Source organism: Serratia sp. ID 25-353 (assembly GCF_054792795.1).
Map to the genome: position 1 here is coordinate 638,389 of NZ_CM139236.1, position 24,245 is coordinate 662,633.

The following is a 24,245-nucleotide window of genomic DNA, read 5'->3' on the forward strand; positions in this document are numbered from 1 at the left end:
GACGGCGCGTTATCGTTTTAAAGCTTTGGCTTTGGGTTGTAAAACTCGGCGGTACAGCACGCACGGCGTTTCTGTATAGCGTTACTTTGTCAACAACAGCGGTGCAATATGCAAGTTTTGATTATGCGTCACGGAGAGGCGGCGCTCGAGGCAGCCAGCGATGCGGTAAGGCCCCTTACCCTGTGCGGCCGCGACGAGTCCCGTCAGATGGCGGCCTGGTTGAACACCAAGTCTGTGGATATTGAACGCGTGCTGGTCAGCCCCTATCTGCGGGCCGAACAGACGCTGGCGACGGTGCGTGAAGCCTTGACGCTGCCGGAGGGCGAAGAAGTGCTGCCCGAGCTGACGCCGGGCGGCAATGCCGAACAGGTCGGCAGCTATCTGCAGGCGCTGGCGATGCAAGGGGTGAGCTCGGTGCTGATCGTGTCGCACCTGCCGCTGGTGGGCTACCTGGTGGCTGAACTGTGCCCGGGCGAGTGCCCGCCGATGTTCGCGACCTCAGCGATTGCCAACGTCGATCTGCCGGCAGACGGCAGTTACGGCAAGTTTGAATGGCAGGTCAGCCCATCGCAGGTGATGGCCAAGGTGTGAGCCGCAGATGCGGTGCGGAATAAACTCAGGGCGATGTCTGACATCGCCCTGAGTCGTTTCTGCGGGCCTACTCGGCCAGCTCCACCAACAGCAGGATGGCGGCATTGCCGCCCCATTCCTTCGGCGCCTGGTGGAATGCCAGCACGTCGGGATGCTGCGCCAACCACAGCGGCGTTTGCTGTTTGAGAATGTGCTTGCCGTGCCCGTGCATCACGCAGGCGCAGTGCACGTGCTCGCGTTTGCAGGCGGCGATCAGCGCCCCCAACTCCTGCTTGGCCTGCAGCTGGGTCAGGCCGTGCAAATCGAGAAACAGCTCCGGCGAATAATCGCCGCGTCGTAGCTTCTTCAGCTCATACGGGCTGCTGCCGGGGCGCACGTAGCGCGTCGGGCCTTCCTCTTCCAGTTGCGGCTGGTATTCATCTGAAAAATAATAGCTGGCATCGACCTGCTCCTGCAGCAGCCGCTGCGGGGCAATCTGTTTGACCTTGGGCTTCGGCGGACGGTGGACGATGGTGTCCTGGCGCAGCTTTTTCGCGCCCGCCACCGACTCTCTGAAGAGCTGTTGTTCGTCTTTGCTCAGAGGGGGCTTGTTCTTCATGCTTCATTCACCGGAAATCGTTTATTTCGCTAGTTTACCTTGTGAATGAGCGCTGTCGACGCAAAACTCGGGCCAGAGTGAAAAGCGCGAGGGGCAAGCGTGATTTGTCGCGGGCTTCATGGCAAACTATGCGGCTAAATCATGAAACACAGCGCCTGCCGGAGGGCAAATTGGACAAAATTTTCGTCGACGAAGCAGTGAACGAACTGCACACCATTCAAGATATGCTGCGCTGGACGGTAAGCCGCTTCAACGCCGCCAATATCTACTATGGTCACGGAACCGATAATCCGTGGGACGAAGCGGTGCAATTGGTGCTGCCAAGCCTGTTCCTGCCGTTGGACATTCCGGAGGACATGCACACCGCCCGCCTGACCTCCAGCGAGCGCCATCGCATCGTTGAGCGCGTGATCCGCCGCGTCAACGAACGCATCCCGGTCGCTTACCTGACCAACAAGGCCTGGTTCTGCGGCATGGAATTCTACGTCGATGAACGCGTGCTGGTGCCGCGTTCGCCGATCGGCGAGCTGATCAACGATCGCTTCAGCGCGCTGATCCCGCACCCGCCACGCCATATCCTCGACATGTGCACCGGCAGCGGCTGCATCGCCATCGCCTGCGGCTACGCTTTCCCGGAAGCGGAAGTGGACGCGGTGGACATCTCCAGCGAGGTGCTGGCGGTGACCGAGCGCAACATTCAGGCGCACGGCGTCGAACACCAGGTGATCCCGATCCGTTCCGATCTGTTCCGCGACGTTCCCGCGATCCAGTACGATCTGATCGTCACCAACCCGCCGTACGTCGATGCGGAAGACATGTCCGATCTGCCGCAGGAGTTCCGCTTTGAGCCGGAGCTGGGCCTGGCGGCGGGCAGCGACGGCCTGAAGCTGGTGCGCCGCATCCTGGCCTGCGCGCCGGACTACCTGACCGACGACGGCGTGCTGATTTGTGAAGTGGGTAACAGCATGGTACATCTGATGGAACAATATCCGGATATTCCGTTCACCTGGCTGGAGTTCGAAAACGGCGGCGACGGCGTGTTCATGCTGACCAAGCAGCAGTTGGTGGATTGCAAGGAACACTTCAGCCTCTATCGCAGCTAAGCCGCATTTTCAGGGCCCGCAAGGCGGGCCTCATAACGATAAAAGACTAACGGTAAGGAGCCGTGATGGCAGGAAACAGTATTGGGCAGATTTTCCGCGTCACCACCTTCGGTGAATCTCACGGGGTGGCGCTGGGTTGTATCGTCGACGGCGTGCCGCCCGGTATCCCGCTCACCGAAGCCGATTTGCAACACGATCTGGACCGCCGTCGTCCGGGCACCTCGCGTTACACCACCCAGCGTCGCGAACCGGATCAGGTGCGCATTCTCTCCGGCGTATTCGAAGGCGTGACCACCGGCACCAGCATCGGTCTGATCATTGAAAACACCGATCAGCGCTCGCAAGACTACAGCGCGATCAAAGACGTGTTCCGCCCGGGGCATGCCGACTACACCTACGAGCAGAAATACGGCCTGCGCGACTATCGCGGCGGCGGCCGCTCTTCGGCGCGTGAAACCGCCATGCGCGTTGCGGCGGGTGCTATCGCCAAGAAATACCTGCAGCAGAAGTTCGGCGTGCAGGTGCGTGGCTATCTGGCGCAGATCGGCGACGTGACCTGCGAGCTGAAAGATTGGGATCAGGTCGAACAGAACCCGTTCTTCTGCCCGGATCCGGACAAGCTGGAAGCGCTGGACGAACTGATGCGCGCGCTGAAAAAAGAGGGCGACTCCATCGGCGCCAAGGTCAGTGTGATTGCTGAAAACGTGCCGGTTGGCCTGGGCGAGCCGGTGTTTGACCGCCTCGACGCCGATCTGGCGCACGCGCTGATGAGCATCAACGCGGTGAAAGGCGTGGAGATCGGCGACGGGTTTGCCGTGGTGACCAAGCGCGGCAGCGAAAACCGCGATGAAATCACCCCGGAAGGCTTCCAGAGCAACCATGCCGGCGGCATTCTCGGCGGCATCAGCAGCGGCCAACCGGTGGTTGCACATCTGGCGCTGAAGCCGACCTCCAGCATCATGGTGCCGGGCCGCACCATCAATCGCCAGGGCGAAGCGGTGGAAATGGTCACCCGCGGCCGCCACGATCCGTGTGTGGGTATCCGCGCCGTGCCGATCGCCGAAGCGATGATGGCGATCGTGCTGATGGATCACCTGCTGCGCCAGCGTGCGCAAAACGGTGATGTGGTTTCCGACGTGCCTCGCTGGTAATCGCCATGAGAAACTGGATGTTGGGCCTGGTGGCCCTGACGGCCTCCGCCTCCGCCATGGCGCTGACGCCGTGGCAGAAAATTGATCACCCGGTGGCCGGCGCGCCGCAGGCGGTGGGCGGTTTCGCCAACGGCTGCGTCATCGGCGCCCAGCCGTTACCGCTGAACTCACCGAACTACCAGGTGATGCGTACCGACCAGCGCCGCTATTTCGGCCATCCGGATTTGCTGGCGTTTATTCAGCGCCTCAGCAGCCAGGCGAACCAGAAAGCGCTGGGCACGGTGCTGATCGGCGACATGGCGATGCCGGCCGGTGGGCGCTTCAGCAGCGGCCACGCCAGCCACCAGTCGGGGCTCGACGTCGATATCTGGCTGCAGCTGCCGCGCCAACGCTGGAGCGCACAGCAGCTGCTGAAGCCGCAGCCTATCGATCTGGTGTCAAGTGACGGCAAGCAGGTAGTGGCGCGCCAATGGCAGCCGCAGATCGAGTCGCTGATCAAGCTGGCGGCGCAGGATGCGGACGTGACGCGCATCTTCGTCAATCCGGCCATCAAACAGCGTCTGTGTCTGGATGCCGGCGCCGATCGCGCCTGGTTGCACAAGGTGCGGCCGTGGTTCGGTCACCGCGCGCACATGCACGTGCGCCTGCGTTGCCCGGCGGGCAGCCTTGAATGTAAAGAGCAGGATACGCCGCCGCCGGGCGACGGCTGCGGCGCCGAACTGGCGAGTTGGTTCGTGCCGCATCAACCGAGCGCCAAACCGGGTAAACCGGTGCCGCCGCCGTTACCGCCGACCTGTCAGGCATTGCTGGATAATCACTTCGCAGCGGAATAATACATGGACTGGTTCGTCATCGGCCCCGAGATGCTCGGGGTGTTGTTTGCAGTAGCGCTGCTGGCGGGGTTTATCGACTCCATCGCCGGCGGTGGCGGGTTGCTGACGGTACCGGCCTTGCTGGCGGTGGGGGTTCCCCCGGCCCAGGCGTTGGCCACCAACAAACTGCAGTCGGTCGGCGGCTCCTTCTCCGCCAGCCTGTACTTTATTCGTCGGCGTGCGGTGAACCTCAACGATCAAAAGCTGACGATATTTCTGACGCTGATCGGTTCGATCATCGGCGCCATTCTGGTGCAGCATATGCGCGCCGATGTGTTGCGGCAGATGTTGCCGCTGCTGGTGATCGGCATCGGCCTCTACTTCCTGCTGATGCCGCGGCTGGGTGAGGAAGATCGTCAACGTCGCCTCGGCGCCTTGCCGTTCGGGCTGGTGGCCGGCGGCTGCGTCGGGTTTTACGACGGCTTCTTCGGCCCCGGCGCCGGATCGTTCTACGCGTTGGCCTATGTGACGCTGTGCGGTTTTAACCTCGCGAAGTCCACGGCACACGCCAAGGTGCTGAACTTCACCTCCAACGTCGGCGGATTGGCGCTGTTCATCATCGGCGGCAAGGTGGTGTGGAGCATCGGTCTGGTGATGCTGGTGGGGCAGGTGCTGGGCGCGCGTCTGGGCGCCCACATGGTGCTGACCCGCGGGCAGAAGCTGATTCGGCCGATGATCGTGATCGTCTCGCTGGTGATGAGCCTCAAGCTGCTGTACGACAATCACGGCGCGGAAATTCAGCAGTGGTTGACCGCCCTGGTGCACGGCTAAAGATGAAAAGTGGGCGCGGCTTACGCGCCCTGTCTTATTGAGTATAATGGCCTCTTTATTTCTGTGGTTATAGAGTTTTTATGTCAGACATGCAGACCCGTCATCGCTATGAACAGCTGATCGAGATCTTCAATCAGTGCTTCAGCGATGACTACAACACCCGCCTGGTGAAGGGCGACGACGAGCCGATCTACCTGCCGGCCGACGACGAACTGCCGTATCACCGCATCGTGTTTGCCCATGGCTTCTACGCCAGCGGCCTGCACGAAATCTCGCACTGGTGCATCGCCGGCGAAGCGCGCCGACAATTGGTGGACTTCGGTTACTGGTATTGCCCGGACGGGCGCGACGCGCAAACCCAGAGTGAATTCGAAGCGGTAGAGATCAAACCGCAGGCGCTGGAATGGATGTTTTGCGTGGCGGCCGGTTTCCCGTTCAACGTCAGCTGCGACAACCTGAACGGCGACTGCGAGCCGGATCGCATCGCGTTCCAGCGCAAGGTGCGCGCCCGGGTATTGGCGCTGCTGGAGCAGGGAATACCCACACGGCCTGCGCGCTTTATTCAGGCGTTGCAATCGTTCTACAATACGCCACCGTTGGCGGCCGAGCATTTTCCGTATCCGGAAGATCTCAACTGACGCCACAGCCCGCTATTTAATGAGGAAATTTGATGATCGCAGAATTCGAAGCGCGCATTTTGGCGCTGATTGATGACATGGTAGAGCACGCCAGCGATGATGAACTGTTTGCCGGTGGCTACCTGCGCGGTCATCTGACGCTGGCGGTGGCCGAAGCGGAAGAGCAGGGTGAGCACACTGCCGAAGCGCTGAAAGCGCGGGTGGAAGAGAGCCTGCATAAGGCGATCGCCGCCGGGGAACTTTCGCCGCCGGATCAGATCCTGGTGCGCGGCATGTGGGAAAACCTCTATCAGGCCGCCACGCCTGCCGCTTGACCGCCATGCCGGGGCGCATCATAGCGCCCCTCATTCATGAATTAAACCGCACGTCCTTTCAGCAGCTTCCGTACCCACATCCGATTCGGATTCAACGCCGCCAGCAGGCGCGCGTCGCCCGGCAACGGTTCGCCGAACAGCTGCGCCGCCAGAATTTCCGCCGCCAGCGGCGCCGAGCACAGGCCGCGCGATCCCAATCCGCCGATAGCGAACAGGCCGGGATAGACCGGCGCATCGGCGACGGTTTCACCGCGCTGGTTTTGCCGCTGCAAATCCTGATACTGCGTCACCGTGGCCTGATAGTCCGGCAGCGCGCCGACCATCGGCAGATGATCGCGGGTGGCGCTGCGCACGCCGCAGCGCGCCTGATGAGCGCTGACGTCCACCTGCTGCGGCCAGGCTTGTTCCGGCAGGCAGCGCAGCAGGCGCTCGCGGTTTTCCTGTTGCTCCTGCTCGCGGTAGTCGGTGGCGGTGTCGCCACGCTGGTAGCTGGCGCCGATGCAGTGTTGGCCGTTGTTGGCGTTGACCGGCGTCAGGTAGCCGTCGTAGCACAAGACCTGTTTCAACTGACCGAGGGCCGGCGAGGTTGGGATGTGCGACACCTGCCCGCGTACCGCATACAGCGGCAGGGCTTGCGTCGGTGCCAGCTCGGCCAACCGGTGGCCGTTGGCCAGGATCACCGTCGCATGGCGGCGGCATTCACCGTGGGCGAAGTCGATACGCCAGCCGTTTTCTTCACGCGCCAGCGCCTGCGCATCGTGCCGGTAGTGGCAGACCAGACCCTGACGCTGCGCCAGCGCGATAGCGCCGCGCGTCAGCTCGGCCGGGCAGAGCCAGCCGCCCTGCGGGTAGGTGATGCCGCCAAAGCCGGTATCGACGCCGCACAGTTCGCTGAGCGTCTCGCGGTCGGCTGCCGCCGCCAGCGCTGGCGGCCAGTCGGTTTTCAGCATATTGGCGATCTTGCCGCCGCTCTTTTCGTCGTAGGCCAGCTGGCTGACGCCGCACCACTGGTGATCAAAGATGACGCCTAGTTGCAACAGGGTGTCGTATTGGCGACGGGCGAAGGGAAACGCGGCGCTGAAGAAACTCTCCAGCACGTCGCCGCTGCCGTTCAGCAGAGGATAAATCGCCCCCTGGCGGTTGCCGGAAGCGCCCTCGGCCGCCTGTTCGTCGGCGCAGTACAGCGTGACGGTGGCGCCGCGCCGCAATAAGGCCAGCGCGGTAAGCGCGCTGGCGACGCCGCCGCCGATCAGGGCGATGTCGGCGGTGTTGTCCGCCGCCGGACGCCGATACCAGGGCGCCGGGTGGGGCGTGGGCTGCGCATCGGCCGGCAGACCGCCGGCGAGCATCTCACGTTTTTGGCCGAAGCCTTTGCAACGGTTGACCTGAAAACCGGCCTGCTGCAAGCCGCGGCGCACGAAGCCGGCGGCGGTAAAGGTGGCGAAGCTGCCTTCCGGCCGGGCGAAACGCGCCATGGCGGCGAACAGTTGCTCGGTCCACATGTCGGGATTTTTGGCCGGCGCGAAGCCGTCGAGGAACCAGGCATCGACCTGGTTATTCATGCTGGCGTCGAACTGAGGCAGCAGTTCGTTGACGTCGCCGAACCACAGATCGAGCGTAATACGGCCTTCGGCCAACAGCAGGCGATGACAGCCCGGCAGCGGCAGCGGCCATTGGGCGCGCAGCTCGTCGGCATAGGGTGCCAGCTCCGGCCAGCGTGCATGCGCCGCCGCCAGATCGGCCTGCTGCAGGGGGAATTTTTCGAAGCTGATAAAGTGCAGGCGCTGCAGCGCGGCGTCCGGCTCGCCCTGGCGGAAGTCTGCGAAGGCCTGCCACAGCGTCAGGAAATTGAGCCCGGTGCCGAATCCGGTTTCCGCCACCACCAACAGCGGGCGCGGGTGAGTGGCGAAACGCTGCGGCAGCCGGTTGCCGTGCAGGAAGACATAGCGGGTTTCTTCCAGCCCATCCTGATTGGAAAAATAGACGTCATCAAACTGTTTCGAAACAGGTGTACCCTGTTCGTTCCAGGTTAGCGTTGCGGTTTGGATGGGGGCGTGGTTCACGGTCAATAGCTCGAAATTCAAGGGATGTCGCGAATTCTAACGGCGCTGGCGCCCTGGCGCAAACTGGACAACAATAAAGCTGAAAAACGCTGATCGGACTTGTTCGGCTTACATCTGTACGCTAAAGTGCGATGCAAAATCCCGTAGGTAAATAGTGGAAGAGGTATTGAATGAAACGTGCAGTGATTACTGGCCTGGGAGTTGTCTCCAGCATTGGTAATAACCAGCAGGAGGTCCTGGCGAGCCTGCAGGAAGGACGTTCTGGGATCACTTTCTCCCAGGAACTGAAAGATTCCGGCATGCGTAGTCACGTATGGGGGCAAGTTAAGCTCGACACAACCGGCCTGATCGACCGCAAGGCGGTGCGTTTCATGAGCGATGCTTCCATCTATGCCTTCCTGGCGATGCAAGAAGCGATCGCTTCTTCCGGCCTGAAGGAAGAAGAGTATCAAAACAACCCGCGCGTGGGCCTGATCGCCGGTTCCGGCGGTGGTTCTCCGCGCTTCCAGGTGTTCGGCGCCGATGCGATGCGCAGCCCGCGCGGCCTGAAAGCGGTTGGCCCATATGTGGTCACCAAAGCCATGGCTTCCGGCGTTTCCGCCTGCCTGGCGACGCCGTTCAAAATCCACGGCGTAAACTACTCCATCAGCTCCGCTTGCGCGACCTCCGCACACTGCATCGGTAACGCGGTTGAGCAAATCCAACTGGGCAAACAGGACATCGTGTTTGCCGGCGGCGGCGAAGAGCTGTGCTGGGAAATGGCCTGCGAGTTCGACGCGATGGGCGCGCTGTCCACCAAGTACAACGACACGCCGGAAAAAGCCTCCCGCACCTACGACGCCGATCGTGACGGTTTCGTCATCGCCGGTGGCGGCGGCATGGTGGTGGTTGAAGAACTGGAGCACGCGCTGGCGCGCGGTGCGCACATTTACGCAGAAATCGTTGGCTACGGCGCAACGTCTGACGGCGCCGACATGGTTGCGCCATCGGGCGAAGGCGCGGTGCGCTGCATGAAGATGGCGATGCAGGATCTGGATGCGCCGATCGACTACATCAACGTGCACGGCACCTCCACACCGGTAGGCGACGTGAAAGAGCTGGGCGCGATTCGCGAAGTGTTCGGCGACAATACCCCGGCTATCTCCTCCACCAAGGCGATGACCGGTCACTCGCTGGGCGCCGCAGGCGTGCAGGAAGCGATCTACAGCCTGCTGATGCTGGAGCACGGCTTTATCGCGCCGAGCATCAACATCGACACCCTGGATGAGCAGGCGGCCGGCATGAATATCGTGACTCAGCCGACTCAGCGTGAGCTGACCACCGTGATGTCCAACAGCTTCGGCTTCGGCGGCACCAACGCCACCCTGGTGATGCGCAAACTGGCGAAATAATTCCGCCTGAGCCTCACCTCGCCATCAAGCCCGCGTTTTCGCGGGCTTTTTACTGCCCGAACCCCGCCGGCTGGGCGCTCGGAGTTTTCCCAAATAACATCCCCTGACACATCATTACCTCGCCATTACATGCGTTGGGCATACAATAGCCAGGTAGCGTGATTATCGCTCGGCGTAGCTTTCTAAAGTGATCGAACATTGAGGCAAGAAGTATGAAAAAGTTAATTGCGGTTGGGTTACTGTCGGCCGTGCTGGCCGGATGCGCCACCGATTCCCCCTGCGTTCCGGTCTACGATGATCAGGGGCGTCTGGTGCACACCAACACCTGCATGAAGGGCACCACCCAAGATAACTGGGAAACCGCGGGCGCGATCGCCGGCGGCGCGGCGGCAGTGGCCGGTCTGACCCTCGGCATCATCGCGCTGACCAAGTGATCGGCGCGGCGCCTGCGGGCGCATGCAACCAGCCCGGCCATTGCGTGCCGGGCTTTTTTATTTCACTGCACCAAAAACGCCTTGAACTGCGGCGTCATCACGGCGCTGAAACCGTCGTCGGTTTTGCTGATCAGGTAGATCGCCAACCCTTTCTCTTCGGCAAGCTTCAACGCTTTCTCCGTGCCCAGCACCATCAGGCCGGTATCCCAGCCGTCGGCCTCGAGCGCGGTGGGGGCGATCACCGTGGCGGAAACCAGCCGGTGGTTGATCGGCCTGCCGGTGGTCGGATCGATGACATGGGAGTAGCGCTGGCCGTTTTCTTCAAAGTAGTTGCGGTAGCTGCCCGCGGTGCTGATGCCGTAACCGTGCAGATCCACCAGCGCCTGCACCGCATTTTCACGGTCGGTCGGCTTTTGGATCGCCACCCGCCAGGGTTTGCCCTGGCCGTTGACGCCGCGTGAAGAGACCGCGCCACCGACCGATACCAGGTAGTTGGTAATGCCGTTGCGGTTCATCAGGCGCACCAGTTCATCGGCGCCGTAGCCTTCGCCCAGCGTCGAGAGATCGACATACATGTCCGGCAGATCTTTTTGCAGCCACTCCCCGCGATTGTCGCTGATCAGCTTCAGGTGCTGCAGGCCGATGCGCTGCTTCGCCGCGTCGATCTGCGCCTGTTCCGGCACCTTGACCGGATGCTTGTCGGGGCCGAACCCCCACAGGTTCACCAGTGGGCCGACGGTGATGTCCATGGCGCCGCCGGTATCGCGGCCGATGCGCTGAGCCATCAGCACGATGTCCGCCATGCCGCGCGGGATCGGCTGCGGTTCGAGGCTGGCGCTACGGTTAAATTGCGACAGCACCGAGTCGGCGCGGTAGGTGGAGATATCGTCGTTGGCCCGTTCGAGCACTGCGTCAATCTGCCGCTGCAATGCTTGCTTGCCGATCGCGACGTCACCGCTGACTTTAACGCTGTAGAAGGTGCCCATGGTCTTGCCGTCGATATCGATTTGCGGGCGGGAGGAGGCATCGTCGCAGGCGGCGAGCAGGGCGCATAAGGCGCTGAGCAATGCCCCTTTGGCGAACAGGGAAGCCATAACATGTCCTTTGAAAACGAGAAAGCCGCTACAAATAAAGTAAAGCGCGGCAAATGGAAAGTGGATAAAGGTAAAATAGCATTTTGCTGGCGTTGCGGCTGCGCCTGAGCTAACGTCTCGCTCATGCTTTTCGCTGAGGTTTCAAGCTGCCGCCATGAGTTCAACCGCCATTTCCCGGCTTATCCATCCCTTTGTCAAAGACCGTTTCCTGCATGTGCTGTTGCTGGCCGGCGCAGCGATGTTCGCCTTTCATCCGCAGCCACTGGCGGCGCTGGGCGGTTTCATCGACGGCCGCACCCTCATTACTCTGTTGGGGCTGATGCTGCTGACCAAAGGCGTTGAGGTCAGCGGCTACTTCGACTTCGTTGGCCGCAAGATTATCAATCGGTTGCACAGCGAACGGCGGCTGGCGCTGTTCCTGGTGTTTTCCGCCGCGCTGCTGTCGTCGTTTCTGACCAACGACGTGGCGCTGTTTATCGTCATTCCGCTCACCATCACGCTGAAAAAACTGTCGGCGCTGCCGGTTGGCCGTTTGATCATCTTTCAGGCGCTGGCGGTGAACGCCGGCTCGCTGCTGACGCCGATCGGCAACCCGCAAAATATCTTGCTGTGGAGCCGCTCCGGCCTCTCTTTCCTCGGTTTCATCGGCCAGATGGCGCCGTTTGGCGCCGCGATGATGCTGAGTCTGTTGGTGTTGACCTGGTTCAGCTTCCCGGCGCGCGACATCGTGAAAACGCCGAATACCGAGGGCTACCCCTATCAACGGCCGCTGTTGCTGAGCTGCGTGGGGCTGTATGCGATCTTCCTGCTGTGCCTGGATATCGGTCTGCCGCTGTATGGGCTGCTGGCGGTGTTCGCCGGCTTTTTGTTGCTGGCGCGCCGGGTGCTGTTGCTGATCGACTGGAGCCTGATTTTCGTGTTCGCCGCCATGTTTATCGATGTCGGCCTGTTTACCCGCCTGCCGCCGCTTCAGCCGGCGTTTGCCGCCATCGCCGGGCTGAGCGACGGCGGGGTGTACGCGCTGGGCGTCGGGCTGTCGCAGATCGTCAGCAACGTGCCGGCCACTATTTTGCTGCTCAACTATGTGCCTTCCAGCGCGCAGTTGGCTTATGCGGTCAATGCCGGCGGCTTCGGGTTGGCGATCGGATCGCTCGCCAACCTGATTGCGCTGCGCATGGCGGGGGAGCGCAAGATCTGGTTGCGCTTCCACTATTATTCGCTGCCGCTGCTGGCGTGGGCCGCGCTGGTCGGCTGGCTGTTGAGCTAACTCTGATTACCGCTCTGCCGGGCGGCCAACAAGCAAATGCTTCGGGTCACCTGGTAGGATTTCACGAAGGCGCTGACGGGTAAAAATTCGAAGCGCGAGTGGAAGTTATGCGCGCCGGTGAAGTAATTGGGCGTCAGGATGCCGCGGCTCGAGAGCGCCGCGCCGTCGGTGCCGCCGCGCATCGGGATCACCTTCGGCGGGATGCCGTGGGCGGCAAGGGCGCCGAAGATCAGATCGATGGCGCGCCGATCTTCGCCGATGGCGTTGCTGATGTTGCTGTAGATGTCGCTGATGCTGCAGCTGACGTTGGCGCGCGGATAGCCGGCCGCCACCTGACGCACCGTCTCCTCAAGGCGAGCTTTGCGCGCCTCGAAGGTTGCGCGATCGAAGTCGCGAATCGACACCTTCAGCGTCGCCTGATTGGCATTGGCGGCCAGATCCGTGAACCAGAAATAGCCCTCGCGCCCGTCGGTGTGTTCCGGAGTATCCTGCTCGTCGAATTGGTTGATGATGTCGTTGGCGATGCGTATCGGGTTGATTAACACGTTTTTCGCCGACATCGGGTGGGCAGTCACCCCCTCGATGCGGATCTCCGCCGACGCCGCGTTGAAATTTTCGTACACCACTTCACCCAGTTCGCAGCAGTCGATGGTGTAGGCGAAATCGACGGGGAAACGCTGCAGATCCAGCGCCTTGGCGCCGCGCAGGCCGATCTCTTCATCCGGCACGAACGCCACCACGATATCGCCGTGGCGATCGGCGGCGGCCAGGTTGGCCAGCAGTGTCATCACCACGGTGACCGCCGCCTTGTTGTCGGCGCCCAGCACGCTGGTGCCGTCGCTGAACAGGATCTCTTCGTTTCGGTAGGGTAGGATCTCCGGGTGCTCGGCGACCCGCAGCCAGATGTCTTGCTCGGCGTTCAGGCATAAATCTTTGCCGGTGAAGCGCAGGCGCTGCGGCCGAATCTCAGGCGACAGGCCGACGTCCACGGTGTCGATATGGGTGATGAAGCCGATGCGCGGCGCGCCGGGGTGGGTGCCAGGCTTGCGGGCGGTGACGGTGGCGTGTTCGTCTATCTGCACGTCGGCCAGGCCGAGATGGCGCAGCTCTTCCGCCAGCAGCTGCGCCATCTCATGCTGCCCCGGCGTGCTGGGCAGGGTGGTTGCGGCGGCATTGCTCTGGCTGGTGACCGCCAGGTAGCGGAAGAAACGTTCGGTAAGCTGTTCGGCAATCGGGCTGGTCATCGGAATTCCTCGCGGTTGGCAATCTACCGGTTTTAAAACGAAATCAGCTGTTTGTCCAACGGTGCAATGCGTAAACTGCCAGAATGCGAAGCATCGCGCAGAAACGAAAAATAGCGGTGCAACTAGGAAATAGTCGCAGGTTTCTGCGGCAAAATCGGTGTTAGCTGTGGGCCGGGAAGCGCCTACATAACACTTATCTGTCCCTCAAGGAGAATTCATGCACACCGGTCACGCTCTGCTTATCACTTTACTGTCCCTGGGCATCTCTCACAGCGCCTGGTCGTCTGCCGATACCGGGCACGCCAACAGCAACGCCAACAGCCGCGAAGTGGCCAGCGCGTTGGGCGGCCTGAAGAACAAAACCTACGAGCTGGAGCAGGCGCCGAAGATCCGCGTCGCCAGCTTCAATATCGCCGCCGGCAAGGTCAGCGACATGACCGCCATTGCCAAGGCGATTCGCGCGATGAACGTTGACGTGGTGGCGCTGCAGGAGGTGGATAAACTCACCGCCCGCAGCGGCCGGGTCGATCAGGCGGCGGAGCTGGCGAAGCTGACCGGTATGCAGGCGGTGTTCGGCCGGGCGATCGATTACGATGGCGGCGAATATGGCCTGGCGTTTCTCTCGAAGTATCCGTTGCACGATGCCGTGATCTATCCGCTGCCGTCCGGCCAGCGCGAACAGCGCATCGCCTTCAGCGCCAAGGTTGACGTGCCGGAGTTCCCGGCGCCGATCACCCTGTTCAACGCCCACCTCGATACCAAGGAAGATCCGACGATGCGTCTGGATCAGGTGCGGGAGCTGAACGATCGCGCCATCGAAGTGCGTGGCATCAAGCTGCTGTTCGGCGACATGAACGATGTGCCGGGCAGCGTGACCTGGCTGGAGCTGAGCCGCTATTGGAACGACATCATGCCGAACGGGCAGGACGGCCGCAGCTGGCCGGCAGAAAATGCCGAGATCAAGGTGGATTACCTCTTCACCGGCAACGCGCAGCGCTGGCATCTGGACAGCCTGACGGTGCCGAACGCCAGCGGCGACTGGAACGGCGTGCATTGGCCGGCGGTAAGCGACCACCTGCCGCTGGTGGCGGAGATGCGCCTGACCGAGCAATAAGCGGGTGGGCGTTCCATTGGGGCCATTGGGACCGCGCTAAGCCACGGCGATCTGCGCCAGCCGCTCGACGGCGCTGCGGATCTCGCCCGGCGCCAGGGCCGAAAAACCCAGCAGCCAGCCGTCGCGCTGTGCCTGTGCCGTCTGGTATTGCGCCTTCAGCCCGGGCGTGAGGATGCCGAGCCGCTGCGCCCGCTGGCTGAGCGCCGCCTCCTGGCCGGGCGGCAGCCAGACGCTGAGCTGCAGGCCACCGGCGGCGGGAGCGGGCGTGGCGAAGTGGCCGAGTTTTTCGCGTACTTCCGCCAGCAACACATCGCGCCGGCTGCGGTAGAGCTGGCGCATGTAGCGGATATGCGCGGCGAAGTGCCCCTGGCGGATGAATTCGGCGGTGACTGCCTGCATCAGCTGCGCGCTGTGGCCGTCATACACCGTGCGCGCGGTGACGAACGCTTCAACCAGCGCGGGTGGGGCGATCAGGTACGCCAACCGCAGCGAAGGGAACAGCGACTTGGAGAAGGTGCCGAGGTACAGCACCCGGCCACGGCGATCCAGGCCCTGCATCGCCGGTATCGGCAGGCCGTCGTAATGAAACTCGCTGTCGTAATCGTCCTCGATGATCCAGGCCTGATGCCTCTCCGCCAGCGCCAGCAACGCCAATCGGCGTGCCAGGCTGAGCGCTGCGCCGGTTGGATATTGGTGCGAGGGCGTCAGATAAAGCAAACGAGGGTCGGGCAAGGAGGGGTCAGCACACAGGCCGTCGCTGTCCACCGCGACCGGTGTCAGGGCGGCTCCTGCGCTGATAAAGGCGTTTCTTGCCCCGGTGTAACCCGGTTCTTCCATCCAGACGCTGTCGCCGCTGTCCAGCAGCAACGTGGCGATCAGCTGCAGCGCCTGCTGCGAACTGGTCAGCACGATAACCTGGCGAGCATCGCAGATCACGCCGCGCGTTTGGTTGACGTGAGCGGCAATCGCTTCGCGCAGCGGCAAATAACCCTGCGGGTCGCCGTAGCGCAGCAGGCTTTCTCCCTGTAGCCGCAGGCGCTGTGCGGTCAGTTGCTTCCACAAGGCCAGCGGAAACGCACGCAGATCCGGCGAGCCGGCAGCGAAGGCCTGAGGATGCTGCGGATCGCGGCAGCCGCCGGTTTGAACGATCTGTTGGCCGCGCTGCGAAAGGCGCGGTATGCCGGCGCCGGTCGCCGGCGGCGGCGATTTGGCGATGATAATCGCCACAAAGGTGCCCTGGCCGACGCGGCGCTGCAGATATCCCTCCGCCTCCAGCTGACCGTAGGCCGCTTCGACGGTTACCCGCGAGAGGCCCAGATCGCTGGCCAGCACCCGGCTGGAAGGCAGGCGTTGCCCAACGCTCAATGCACCCTGGTGGATGGCCTGCCGCAATGCGCCGCACAGGCGATCGCGCAGCGTGCCGGCGGCGTGGGGCGATTGCTGAAACAATGTGACCAGCGAGTGCCGCATAATGGGCCTTATCACGGTTGGGAAATGGGTATCAATCATAAGACCAAAATGGGGCACTATTGTCATCTGTCTTGATGCACGGGAGTGAGTGGTATGTCGAAAGAATCATTGGTGCTGGCTTTTCCGCCGGCGGCGCCGGAAGAGAGCCTGGCCTACCTGGCGGCCAAGCTGAGCCGCTATGCGGATGCCTGGGACGTGGCGGAAGATCTGCGCAATGGCGTGGAAGAGATGGTAGTGATCGACACCCGCGGGGAGGCGCTGTATGCCGCCGGGCATATTCCCGGTGCGCTCAGTTTGCCGCATCGCCTGATGGATGAAGCCGGCACGGCGCAGCTGGATCGCCGAAAAGTGTATGTGACGTACTGCGACGGCATCGGCTGCAACGGTTCCACCAAAGGCGCTTACAAGCTGGCGAAGCTGGGATTCCGGGTGAAGGAGCTGATCGGCGGGCTGGACTTCTGGCTGCGCGACGGCCATCCGTTGGCCATCGGCGAACAGCCGGGATCGTTGCGCGATCGGGCGGCTGTTGCGGACTGCGGCTGCGCCTGAGGCGTTAAAACACCAGCGCCAGCACGACGGCCAGCGCCATCAGCAGCAGGATCAGCGCCACGGCCGGCTTGCTGAGCGCTTTTTGCAGCGGCAGAGGCAGGGCGGCGATCAGCGGGTTGAGCAGCGGCTGCGGATCGACAGGGTGGCTGACGATAGGCTGGGCCTGGCCGGCTTTTTCCAGGCGGCGGGCAAACAGCTGATGAATGGCGTCGCTCATTTGCGGATGCGTCAGCGGCGCATTGGCGCCGCAGTTGAAGCGGGCTTGGCAGTAGTCGTTCATCTGCTGCAGCTCTTGCTCATCCGCCGGCTGTTTGAGCGCCGCCAACAGATTGTTCAGCGTCGGCGCGCTCTGCGGGCTGAGCGCCACCTTCACTTGCAAAAACTGGTTCAGCAGCTGGAAGTGGCGCGCCGGCAGCGGATCGTTGGTTTTCACGCCCGCGAGATCAAACAGCGTTTGCCAGATTTTAGCCGGCGCTTCGCCGGTGGCGGCGCTGAGTTTGGTTATCTGCTGCTGCAGGCTCTGGTGCTCTGCGGGCAGCAGCGGGCGATCGCTGGTGGCGGTTTGCTGCGGCTGGGGAATGGCCAGGCCGCCGGTCTGCAACAGATTCAGCACCTGCTGCAACTGCGGCGGGCTCAACTGGCTCAGCACCGTGTGGCCGAACTGCTGGCGAATAAAGTCGCTGACGGCCTGGCGGTTGTTGCCCTGCGGCAGCAATTCGGCCAGCTGTTGCAACAGCTGGCGCCCGGCATGGTTTTGCTGCGCCTGCGTCAGGCGCGTTTGCAGCAGCTGTTCCGCCGGTTGAAAATGGCGCGCCAGCAGTTCGCCGCCGTTGTCGGCGCCGAGATCGTGACGCAGAGATGCCCAGATCTCCGCCGACTTTGCCGGGCTGAGCGCCATGATTTTCACGATCAGCTTTTCCAGCGTCGTGCGCTGCGCCGGAGAGAGGGGCTGATCGTCAGTGGCCGCCGTTTTGCCCGGGGAGGGAGGGCGTTCGCCGGCGATTGGGGTGCCCGGCCCACTCAAAGGTTGCATATCACCAGTCCTTCGCTGTGTATCCCCGCAGAATGCCTGGAGGAGAGAATCATCATCGTACCCGGCGAAAAGCGCAGGCTTACCCTCTATGATACCTGTAAATCGCCGCCATCAATACCGCCGCTCAGACATTTCTTTACCGACAAAACGTTGCTAATCGCGCCCGCGCCGCTAAGATAACCCCAGACCCGAACATGAGGATGGCATGGTTAAACGGCAGCGGATTGCAAAATGGTTTTTATGCCTGGCTTGCCTGGTGGTGCTGACGTGCATGACCCAGCGCATGGCGGGCCTGCATGCGCTGCAGCAAACGCTCGGGATCCCGGCAACCACCGCCGTTCAGTCCAGTGACACCGCCGCCGAAGCGCAGCCGACGCCCTGTGAGCTGAGCGCCAAGTCATTGCTGGCCGCGCCGCCGGTGATGTTCGAAACCGTACTGTTCGGGCTGGGTCTACTGCTGGCGCTGTTGGCGCCGACCATGGCCGCGCGCCTGCGCATTCCTCCTCCCCGCGCCATTTCACCGCCCACCCTCAGGGTGCACCTTCGATTATGCGTCTTCCGTGAATGAGTTAATCGCCCGTTTTTCGTGGTGAATTAATCATTTATGGAGAATTAACATGTTGAAAATTATCAGGCTGGCCTGCGCTTGCCTGTTTATGCTGTGGCTGCCTGCCTTGCAGGCGGCGGACAGCGGCTGGCTGCAAAACCCGGCCAACGATCATGCCAAGGTGCGGCTGCGTGCCGACACGTCACAGCCGGGGGAGACCCGCTTGCTGCTGTCGGTCGAGCTGCAAAAGGGCTGGAAAACCTACTGGCGTTCCCCAGGCGAAGGCGGCATCGCGCCGGCTATTGTCTGGCAAGGCCACCCGCCGCCGGCGACCTGGCACTGGCCGACGCCGCAGCGTTTCGAAGTAGCCGGCATTTCCACCCAGGGCTATCACGATCGGGTCACGCTGCCGATCGTGATGCCAGGTCAGGTATCCGGCCCGCTGGCGGGCACCCTGACGCTGTCCACCTGCAGCAACGTCTGCATTCTGACCGACTACCCGTTCAGCCTGGATCTGACGACGCCGAACGATCCGCAGTTTAACCACGACTTCGCGCAGGCGATGGGGCAGGTGCCGATCGCCGCCGGAGTGGCGGAGAGCGTCAAGGCCGGTTACCGCAACGGCGAGTTGCAGATTGCCGCCGAACGCGCCGCCGGCTGGCAACAGCCCGCGCTGTTCTTCGATACGCTGGCGGATGCCGATCTCGGCAAGCCGCAGATCGAGACCGACGGCGCTCAGCTGTTGGCGCGAGTGCCGGTCAGCGACGGTTGGGGCGAGGCGGCGCCGGATCTGCGCGGAAAAACGCTGACGTTGGTGATCGACGACGGCGGCATGGCGCAGCAGATTACGCTGCCGATTGGCGATCCGCTGGCCGCGCCCGCCGGTGCGGCGTTCCCGCTATGGCAGGCGGCATTGATGGCATTGGCGGGCGGGTTGATCCTCAACCTGATGCCGTGCGTACTGCCGGTGCTGGGCATCAAGCTCGGCTCCATCCTGCAGGTGGAACGGCGCGATCGGCGCAGCGTGCGTCTGCAGTTCCTGGCGTCGTCGTTGGGTATCGTCGCCTCGTTTATGGCGCTGGCCCTGCTGATGACGCTGCTGCGGCTCGGCAACCATGCGCTCGGCTGGGGCATTCAGTTCCAGAATCCGTGGTTTATCGGCTTTATGGTGCTGGTGACGCTGCTGTTCAGCGCCAACCTGTTCGGCCTGTTCCATTTGCGTCTCTCGTCCGATCTGAATACCTCGCTGGCGACCCATAACGGGCACGGTCTGAGCGGCCATTTCTGGCAGGGCGCGTTCGCCACGCTGCTGGCGACGCCGTGCTCGGCGCCGTTTCTCGGCACGGCGGTGGCCTTCGCGCTGGCGGCGTCGCTGCCGGTGCTGTGGGGCATGTTCATCGCGCTCGGCATCGGCATGAGCCTGCCGTGGCTGCTGATCGCCGCCTGGCCATCGCTGGCGCTGCGCTTGCCGCGCCCCGGCCGCTGGATGAATACCGTCAAGCTGGCGATGGGGTTGCTGATGCTGACGTCGTCGCTGTGGCTGCTGAGCCTGCTGAGCAACCATATCGGCGTACAGGCCACGCTGTGGCTGGGGGCGTTGGCGCTGCTGGCGTTGTTGCTGGCGGTGTGGCGTCAGCAGGGCGCACGGTTGGCGGCCAAGCTGGCGGCGGGCACGTTGGTGCTGGCGGGCGTGGCCTTGCTGGCCGGATCGCTGACCGCCGGCCTGTGGCGCCAGCCGTTGCAGGATCGGGTGCAGTGGCAACCGCTGAGCGAACAGGCGATTACCGCGGCGCTGGCCCAGCATAAGCGGGTGTTCGTTGACGTGACCGCAGACTGGTGCGTGACTTGTAAAGCCAACAAATTCAATGTGCTGCTGCGCGATGACATACAGCGCGCGCTGAGCGCCGACGATGTGGTCGCGCTGCGCGGCGACTGGAGCCGCCCGTCTGCCGACATCAGCGCCTTCCTGCAAAAGCGCGGCAGCGTCGCCGTGCCTTTCAACCAAATCTATGGCCCCGGCAGCCCGGACGGCGAGGTGTTATCCCCGCTGTTGACCCGTGACGCCGTGCTGCAAACGCTTTCCCATGCCAAAGGAACCGAACAATGAAAAAGCTACTGATTTTACTGATGATCATCGCCGCCCCGGTGTGGGCCGCCGAGCCTTTCACCCCGGCACAAGAGGCGCGTATCAAAGAGATGATCCGCGAAACGCTGGTGTCCAACCCGGACATTCTAGCGCAGGCGGTGGACGCCTGGCAGCAGCAAACCGCCGGCCAGCAAATCAGCCAGGCTATCAAGCAGAACGCCAAAACGCTGTACCAGGATCCGGCCAGCCCGCGCCTCGGCGCCGCCAACGCCAAACTGACGCTGGTGACCTTTACCGACTATAACTGCCCGTACTGCAAGCGTTTTGATCCGATGCTGGAGAAGATCGTCAAGCAATACCCGGACGTGGCGCTGGTGGTGAAGCTGCTGCCGTTCAAGGGCGAAAGCTCGGTCAGTTCGGCGCGCGTGGCGCTCACCACCTGGCAACAGCACCCGGATCAATTCTGGGCTCTGCACCAGCGGCTGATGGCGAAAAAGGGCTTCCACGACAACGCCAGCATCGCCGCCGCGCAAGAGAAAACCGGCGTCAAGGCGGTGGCGCCCAGCGAACAGAGCATGACCACGCTGCGCACCAATATGGAGCTGGCGGAACAATTGGGCGTGCAGGGGACGCCGGCGACGCTGATCGGCGATCGGATGCTGCCGGGGGCGGTGTCGTATGAAGAGCTGGAAGCGATGGTGAAGCAGCAGCTGGCGAAGGCCACCAATGGCTAAGCTCAAGCGCTGGGGGCGCGAGTTGCTGCTGCTGGCGCTGATCGCGCTGGCGGTGGTGACGGTGATGGATTGGCTGAACGCGCCGCAGGCGCCGCCGACCTTCGATGCTCAGACCCTGACCACGCTGGACGGCGAGAGAGTGTCGTTGGCGCAGCTCAGCCATGAGCGGCCACTGCTGGTTTACTTCTGGGCCAGTTGGTGTGGCGTCTGCCGTTTCACTACGCCGGACGTCGCCCGCTTGCAGGCGGCGGGCGACAACGTGCTGACCGTCGCGCTGCGCTCGGGCGACGATACCCAGGTGAAACACTGGCTGACACGCAAGCGGCTGGCGCTGCCGGTGGTCAACGATCCGGCCGGTACGCTCTCGGCGCAGTGGCAGATTGGCGTGACGCCGACCTTCGTGGTGGTCTCGCAGGGCAAGGTGGTGCAGAGCACCACCGGCTGGACCAGCTACTGGGGGATGAAGCTGCGGCTGTGGTGGGCCGCCGTCTAACCGGCGTTTTTCTCCGTTATCACCTCCTCAATCGCCCGGCACAGCCGGGCGATACCTTCTTCAATCTGCGGCGGCGAGTTGGCGGCGAAGTTCAGCCGCAGGCCGTGCGCGCCCAGCTGTTCCTGCGCATAAAAGCATTCGCCGCGTGCGAAGGTCACTCCGTATCGCCAGGCGACCGGCATCAGCTCGGCGGTGGTCACCGCCGCCGGCAGCGTCAGCCAGATAAACAAACCTCCCTGCGGCGTTTCAAAGTGGCACCCCGGTGGTAGCCGCCGTTGCAAGGCATCAATCATCACCTCGAGATGGCGGCGGTAGACGCGCCCGGCGCGCCGCAGCTGCTTGTCGTAACGGCCGACGGTGACGAACGCGTCCAGCGCTCGCTGGATCAGGCTGGAACTGGTGAAGCTGTCGACGTGTTTCAATCGTGCGAAACGCTGATAGTGTTCGCTGTCCGCCACCAGATAGCCGATGCGCATGCTGGGCAGCAGCATTTTGGAGAAGGTGCTGACGTAGATCACCGCGCCCGGCGGCGCCAGCGCGCGCAGCGACGGCAGCTGTTTGCCCTGATAACGCAGATCGCCGACGAAATCGTCTTCCAGGATCACCACGCCGGCCTGTTGAGCGATCGCCAGCAGGCGTCGCCGCCGTGCTTCACTCAGGCAACGGCCGGTCGGGTTGTGGAAATTGGGGATGGTGTAGATCAGTTTAGGGCGGTGGCGCGCCAGCAGCTCGGGCAACCGCTCGACCAGCATACCGTGGCGGTCGCCCGGTACGGTGACGATATTGACGCGGTGCTGGCGCAGCAGGCCCAGCGCTTCGGCGTAGGTCGGCTCTTCGACGATCACCGTATCGCCCGGCGCCAGCAGGCTTTGCACCACCAGACTGATGGCGTGCTGCGAACCGTTGGTGATCAGCACCTGTTCCGCCTGCGTGGGGATGCCCTGTGCGCTGAGTATGCGGCTCAGCGTATCGCGCAGCGGGTAGTAGCCGCAGTATTCCCCGTAGCTGAAGGCCTCTTCCGCATGGCGGCTGAGCACCGACAGCAGCACTTTGCGAAACGCCTCCAGCGGAAACACCTTAGGGCTGCCGACGCCGGCGGCGAAGTTGATCAGCCCCTCCGGCAGCGGGGCGTCGGCGTAGCCGTCCAGCCGCGAGGTGAGGGTGGTGAAGCTCTCCAGCGGGAATGGGGCATCGCTGCTCGGTCGGGCCGGGCGCGTTTGCGCCTGCGGGTGCGCGACATAGGCGCCGCTGCCGCGCCGCTGATGCAAAAAGCCCTTGGCCGACAGTTCGGCGTAGGCGTTATCCACCGTTAAACGGCTGACCGCCAGCTCGGCCGCCAGCGTGCGCGTCGAGGGCAGTTTGTCACCATCGACGAACACGCCGGTGAGGATGGCGCGCCGCAGCGCTTCTTCGATCTGTAAATAGAGCGGAACGTCCTGCTCGCGATCCAACGGGATATGCATGCGAAATTGGCCCGGTTATGGAGAGTGATTTTTACTATACCCCATGTCAACAGGGCTTCAAGCGCAGAAAAGTGGCCTGCATGACAACACCGCAAAGTGGCTATAGTGAGAAAAAATGGCTGCGTTACACTCTGTGCTTGAGCATTTACGTCGCCATTTCTCCGAGGATCTCATGTCATTACCGTCAGGCGTTTCCGCCCGGCCGGCGCTGCCCGGCGCGCGCCTTTTTCAGGGCAGCAGCCAGGGTTACGTCATCGCCATTATCAGCGCCATGCTGCTGGCCTTTACCGCCATCATCATCCGCGCGCTGACCGAGTACTACCACCTGCCGACCTTCGTGCTGGCGTTCTGGCGTGCGGCGCTGGTGGCGCTGGTGCTGTTGCCGCTGCTGTTGCTGGTGAAACCGCAGTGGGCGCGCCTGCGCCGTGAACAGGTGGTGTTCTACGCGCTTTACGGGCTGCTGCTGGCACTGTTCAACAGCCTGTGGACACTGTCGGTGGCGCTGAACGGCGCGTCGGTGGCGACCATTCTGACCTACTGCTCGGTGGGATTTACCGTGTTCCTCGGCTGGGTGATGTACAGCGAACGCCTGACGCTGCGCCAATTGCTGGTGATCGCCATCAGCCTGGGCGGTTGCTTCCTGGTCAGCAACGGCGACAGCATGGGGAACAGCCACTTCGATCTGCTGGGGCTGCTGGTCGGGATGTTGTCGGGCATCGGCTATACCCTGTATACCCTCGGCGGGCGGGTGGCCAGCGAACGCGGCTATCCGGTGTGGAACACTATCCTGTATGTGTTCGGTTTTTCGGCGCTGTACCAGTTGGCGTTCAACGCGGCGCTGACGGCGTTCCCGCTGGCGGCGTTCCACGGCATGGCCGGCTCTCTGTGGTTCCTGTCGCACGGTGCGCAGGGCATTCAGTGGAGCGGCTGGCTGTTGTTGCTGGCGCTGGCCGCCGGGCCGACGCTGCTGGGCTTCGGGCTGTACAATATCAGCCTGAAAACGCTGCCGCTGGCGGTGGCCAACCTGATCCTGTCGCTGGAGCTGGTGTTCACCGCGGTGATCGCTTATTTCCTGCTGGGGGAAAGCATGAATCAGCTGCAGCTGCTGGGCAGCGCGCTGGTGATGGGCGGGGTGCTGCTGTTGAAAAGCAAGACCGCCGAGGCGTGATCGGCTACCATTACGCCTCGCAAGAGAGGCCGTCATGATGAATAACCCGAGATTGAA

General features: G+C 62.9%; 24 protein-coding genes. 17 read left to right on the plus strand and 7 right to left on the minus strand.

The window, feature by feature from the left end; genetic code table 11:
- Positions 1-108: 108 nt before the first annotated feature.
- On the plus strand, positions 109-591 hold the full coding sequence (gene sixA, locus ACYF6X_RS03005; protein ID WP_004936230.1) for a phosphohistidine phosphatase SixA: 483 nt from the start codon (positions 109-111) through the stop codon (positions 589-591).
- Between the two features lie 67 nt (positions 592-658).
- On the opposite strand, the gene smrB is transcribed toward sixA, so the two are convergent.
- Positions 659-1,189: an endonuclease SmrB gene (gene smrB, locus ACYF6X_RS03010; protein ID WP_004936226.1), complete on the minus strand. Its 531-nt coding sequence runs from the start codon at positions 1,187-1,189 to the stop codon at positions 659-661.
- Positions 1,190-1,359: 170 nt separating this feature from the next.
- Between smrB and prmB the strand changes: the two genes are divergently transcribed.
- From prmB to ACYF6X_RS03040, 6 genes are all read left to right on the plus strand, one after another.
- Complete coding sequence (prmB, locus tag ACYF6X_RS03015) at positions 1,360-2,292, plus strand: 50S ribosomal protein L3 N(5)-glutamine methyltransferase (protein ID WP_028127753.1); 933 nt, start codon at positions 1,360-1,362, stop codon at positions 2,290-2,292.
- Positions 2,293-2,357: 65 nt separating this feature from the next.
- A complete protein-coding gene (aroC, locus tag ACYF6X_RS03020; RefSeq protein ID WP_033635387.1) occupies positions 2,358-3,443 on the plus strand; it encodes a chorismate synthase in 1,086 nt (361 codons plus the stop codon).
- A gap of 5 nt (positions 3,444-3,448) precedes the next feature.
- Positions 3,449-4,276 carry a penicillin-insensitive murein endopeptidase gene (gene mepA / locus ACYF6X_RS03025; protein WP_063988951.1) on the plus strand — a complete coding sequence of 276 codons (828 nt, stop codon included), beginning with the start codon at positions 3,449-3,451 and terminating at the stop codon, positions 4,274-4,276.
- A gap of 3 nt (positions 4,277-4,279) precedes the next feature.
- Positions 4,280-5,086 (plus strand): sulfite exporter TauE/SafE family protein, encoded by an 807-nt coding sequence (locus ACYF6X_RS03030; RefSeq protein WP_063988952.1) that lies wholly within the window; start codon positions 4,280-4,282, stop codon positions 5,084-5,086.
- An 89-nt stretch (positions 5,087-5,175) separates the two neighbouring features.
- A complete protein-coding gene (locus tag ACYF6X_RS03035) occupies positions 5,176-5,724 on the plus strand; it encodes an elongation factor P hydroxylase (protein ID WP_162215436.1) in 549 nt (182 codons plus the stop codon).
- A gap of 32 nt (positions 5,725-5,756) precedes the next feature.
- Positions 5,757-6,038, plus strand: coding sequence for a YfcL family protein (locus ACYF6X_RS03040; RefSeq protein ID WP_016926855.1), 282 nt, complete (start codon positions 5,757-5,759; stop codon positions 6,036-6,038).
- A gap of 41 nt (positions 6,039-6,079) precedes the next feature.
- Here ACYF6X_RS03040 and mnmC read toward each other — a convergent pair whose 3' ends face one another.
- Positions 6,080-8,101, minus strand: a complete 2,022-nt coding sequence (gene mnmC / locus ACYF6X_RS03045; RefSeq protein ID WP_130017816.1) for a bifunctional tRNA (5-methylaminomethyl-2-thiouridine)(34)-methyltransferase MnmC2/FAD-dependent 5-carboxymethylaminomethyl-2-thiouridine(34) oxidoreductase MnmC1 — start codon at positions 8,099-8,101, stop codon at positions 6,080-6,082.
- 170 nt (positions 8,102-8,271) lie between these two features.
- Here mnmC and fabB point away from each other — a divergent pair, with 170 nt between their 5' ends.
- Both fabB and ACYF6X_RS03055 read left to right on the plus strand, forming a co-directional pair.
- Positions 8,272-9,492, plus strand: coding sequence for a beta-ketoacyl-ACP synthase I (fabB, locus tag ACYF6X_RS03050; protein ID WP_041036107.1), 1,221 nt, complete (start codon positions 8,272-8,274; stop codon positions 9,490-9,492).
- Positions 9,493-9,704: 212 nt separating this feature from the next.
- Positions 9,705-9,926, plus strand: coding sequence for a putative periplasmic lipoprotein (locus ACYF6X_RS03055; RefSeq protein WP_004936201.1), 222 nt, complete (start codon positions 9,705-9,707; stop codon positions 9,924-9,926).
- Between the two features lie 62 nt (positions 9,927-9,988).
- Here ACYF6X_RS03055 and apbE read toward each other — a convergent pair whose 3' ends face one another.
- Positions 9,989-11,020, minus strand: coding sequence for an FAD:protein FMN transferase ApbE (gene apbE, locus ACYF6X_RS03060; RefSeq protein ID WP_130017817.1), 1,032 nt, complete (start codon positions 11,018-11,020; stop codon positions 9,989-9,991).
- 154 nt (positions 11,021-11,174) lie between these two features.
- On the opposite strand from apbE, the gene ACYF6X_RS03065 reads away from it, so the two are divergent.
- Positions 11,175-12,287, plus strand: a complete 1,113-nt coding sequence (locus ACYF6X_RS03065) for an SLC13 family permease (protein WP_063988954.1) — start codon at positions 11,175-11,177, stop codon at positions 12,285-12,287.
- Here the strand turns inward: ACYF6X_RS03065 and pepT are convergent.
- The gene (gene pepT / locus ACYF6X_RS03070) at positions 12,284-13,531 is read right to left on the minus strand and encodes a peptidase T (protein ID WP_130017818.1); all 1,248 of its coding nucleotides are present in this window, start codon (positions 13,529-13,531) and stop codon (positions 12,284-12,286) included. The two genes, ACYF6X_RS03065 and pepT, sit on opposite strands and share 4 nt — an antisense overlap.
- Positions 13,532-13,748: 217 nt before the next feature.
- Between pepT and ACYF6X_RS03075 the strand changes: the two genes are divergently transcribed.
- On the plus strand, positions 13,749-14,645 hold the full coding sequence (locus ACYF6X_RS03075; protein WP_063988956.1) for an endonuclease/exonuclease/phosphatase family protein: 897 nt from the start codon (positions 13,749-13,751) through the stop codon (positions 14,643-14,645).
- A gap of 36 nt (positions 14,646-14,681) precedes the next feature.
- On the opposite strand, the gene pdxR (ACYF6X_RS03080) is transcribed toward ACYF6X_RS03075, so the two are convergent.
- Complete coding sequence (pdxR, locus tag ACYF6X_RS03080; protein ID WP_207221081.1) at positions 14,682-16,115, minus strand: MocR-like pyridoxine biosynthesis transcription factor PdxR; 1,434 nt, start codon at positions 16,113-16,115, stop codon at positions 14,682-14,684.
- Positions 16,116-16,208: 93 nt separating this feature from the next.
- On the opposite strand from pdxR (ACYF6X_RS03080), the gene ACYF6X_RS03085 reads away from it, so the two are divergent.
- Positions 16,209-16,664: a rhodanese-like domain-containing protein gene (locus ACYF6X_RS03085; RefSeq protein WP_130017820.1), complete on the plus strand. Its 456-nt coding sequence runs from the start codon at positions 16,209-16,211 to the stop codon at positions 16,662-16,664.
- A 4-nt stretch (positions 16,665-16,668) separates the two neighbouring features.
- On the opposite strand, the gene flk is transcribed toward ACYF6X_RS03085, so the two are convergent.
- Complete coding sequence (gene flk / locus ACYF6X_RS03090) at positions 16,669-17,697, minus strand: flagella biosynthesis regulator Flk (protein ID WP_130017821.1); 1,029 nt, start codon at positions 17,695-17,697, stop codon at positions 16,669-16,671.
- A gap of 205 nt (positions 17,698-17,902) precedes the next feature.
- On the opposite strand from flk, the gene ACYF6X_RS03095 reads away from it, so the two are divergent.
- The 4 genes from ACYF6X_RS03095 to ACYF6X_RS03110 are packed head-to-tail and all read left to right on the plus strand — an operon-like array spanning position 17,903 to position 21,557.
- Complete coding sequence (locus tag ACYF6X_RS03095) at positions 17,903-18,265, plus strand: copper resistance protein (RefSeq protein ID WP_130017822.1); 363 nt, start codon at positions 17,903-17,905, stop codon at positions 18,263-18,265.
- A 49-nt stretch (positions 18,266-18,314) separates the two neighbouring features.
- On the plus strand, positions 18,315-20,351 hold the full coding sequence (locus ACYF6X_RS03100; protein ID WP_130017823.1) for a protein-disulfide reductase DsbD family protein: 2,037 nt from the start codon (positions 18,315-18,317) through the stop codon (positions 20,349-20,351).
- Positions 20,348-21,064 (plus strand): DsbA family protein, encoded by a 717-nt coding sequence (locus tag ACYF6X_RS03105; protein ID WP_130017824.1) that lies wholly within the window; start codon positions 20,348-20,350, stop codon positions 21,062-21,064. The genes ACYF6X_RS03100 and ACYF6X_RS03105 overlap by 4 nt, the downstream gene beginning before the upstream one ends.
- The gene (locus ACYF6X_RS03110; protein WP_130017825.1) at positions 21,057-21,557 is read left to right on the plus strand and encodes a protein disulfide oxidoreductase; all 501 of its coding nucleotides are present in this window, start codon (positions 21,057-21,059) and stop codon (positions 21,555-21,557) included. The genes ACYF6X_RS03105 and ACYF6X_RS03110 overlap by 8 nt, the downstream gene beginning before the upstream one ends.
- Here ACYF6X_RS03110 and pdxR (ACYF6X_RS03115) read toward each other — a convergent pair.
- A complete protein-coding gene (gene pdxR, locus ACYF6X_RS03115) occupies positions 21,554-23,020 on the minus strand; it encodes a MocR-like pyridoxine biosynthesis transcription factor PdxR (RefSeq protein WP_130017826.1) in 1,467 nt (488 codons plus the stop codon). The genes ACYF6X_RS03110 and pdxR (ACYF6X_RS03115) overlap by 4 nt on opposite strands.
- A 172-nt stretch (positions 23,021-23,192) precedes the next feature.
- Here pdxR (ACYF6X_RS03115) and ACYF6X_RS03120 point away from each other — a divergent pair, with 172 nt between their 5' ends.
- Entirely contained in the window at positions 23,193-24,188 is a 996-nt protein-coding gene (locus tag ACYF6X_RS03120; RefSeq protein WP_063988964.1) for a DMT family transporter, read from the plus strand.
- Positions 24,189-24,245: the final 57 nt, after the last annotated feature.